At 76.2% G+C, this 1,121-nt stretch carries 1 protein-coding gene; it reads right to left on the bottom strand.

What is annotated here, in order from left to right; all coding sequences use genetic code 11:
- Positions 1 to 82: 82 nt before the first annotated feature.
- The coding region (locus AOK15_RS39480) for a DinB family protein (RefSeq protein WP_055523855.1) at positions 83 to 1,121 on the bottom strand (1,039 nt) is incomplete at its 5' end.

The raw sequence follows: 1,121 nt of genomic DNA, 5'->3' as shown, positions 1-1,121 counted from the left end.
GCACTGTGCCCCGGACCCCGCGCGCTGCACTCCGCACCCCGCGCACTGCCCTTGACGGCCTGCGCGCGGCAGGCCCGCCCGGTCACATGCGGCTCATGGACGCCGCCGCGAAGAGGACGTCCCGGATGGCGTCGCGGTCGCCCATCTGGCCGGCCGCGGCCTCCTCGGGAGGGACGTGGCCCGCGGCGAGTCGGCAGAACTCGACGCCGTCCAGGGCGACGTGCGCGACCTCGTGCTCGGCGGAGCCGACCGCGCCGGGGGAGTCCAGCGGGATGAGCCACTCGCCGCCGCCGGAACCCTCGATCTCCAGACGGAGACTGCGCCCGGGCGCGCCGACCGACACGAGATGACGGCCCGCCGCGGGCGACCGTGAGACGAGGCCGGTGCGTCGGCGCTCGGCCAGCACCAGGGGCAGCATCCGGGCCGCGAGGTCGATCATCCCGTGCAGATGGCGTCCCGAGGGCGCCGTGTACGGGTAGTCCACCGCCTCCGCGATGTCCTCCGCGTGGATCCAGCACTCGAACGCCCGGTCGAGCATCGCGTCCCGCAGCGGCAGCTCGAACCCGCCGTACGAGACGACGAGCCGCCCGGAGCCCTCGGTGTCCTTGTGGCCGTCGGCGTCCTCGGGGCCGCCGCCCCTGAACGACGTCGTACGGACGATGTCGTGGCTCTGCTCCCGCCAGGGCCCGCGGATCGCGCGGCCGGGCGGGAGGTGCGCGGCCTTCCAGTACGCCTCGGTGCGCGCGTCGGGGGTACGGCTGTCCGGGGCCGCCGCGAGGTGCTCCAGCGGGTCCTCCAGCCCCAGCGCGGTCGCCACGAGACCGTCGACGGTCAGCAGGTGCGCGATGACCCCGGCGACCGTCGTCCGCCGGGTCACCGGGCCCTCGCCCCCGAACCAGCGGAGCCGTACGGGCGCGTGCCAGTCGGCGTCGTCGATGTCCTGGAGCAGCGCGTCCAGCCGGGCCGCCTCCGCGTCGTACGGCGCCGCCCAGGCCGGTACGGGAACGCGGGGCGCACGGCGGTCCAGACAGCTCCGCAGGACACGGGTGCGCAGGGACGGGTCGAGGTCGAGGCTCTCCGACGGGTGCAGCAGGCCCACGGCCTCCCGCAGCCGCCGCGCC

The organism is Streptomyces ossamyceticus (genome assembly GCF_001418475.1).
GTDB lineage: Bacteria > Actinomycetota > Actinomycetes > Streptomycetales > Streptomycetaceae > Streptomyces > Streptomyces ossamyceticus.
The sequence above is the reverse complement of the archived record's forward strand: the minus strand, read 5'-3'. Positions and strand labels throughout refer to the sequence as shown.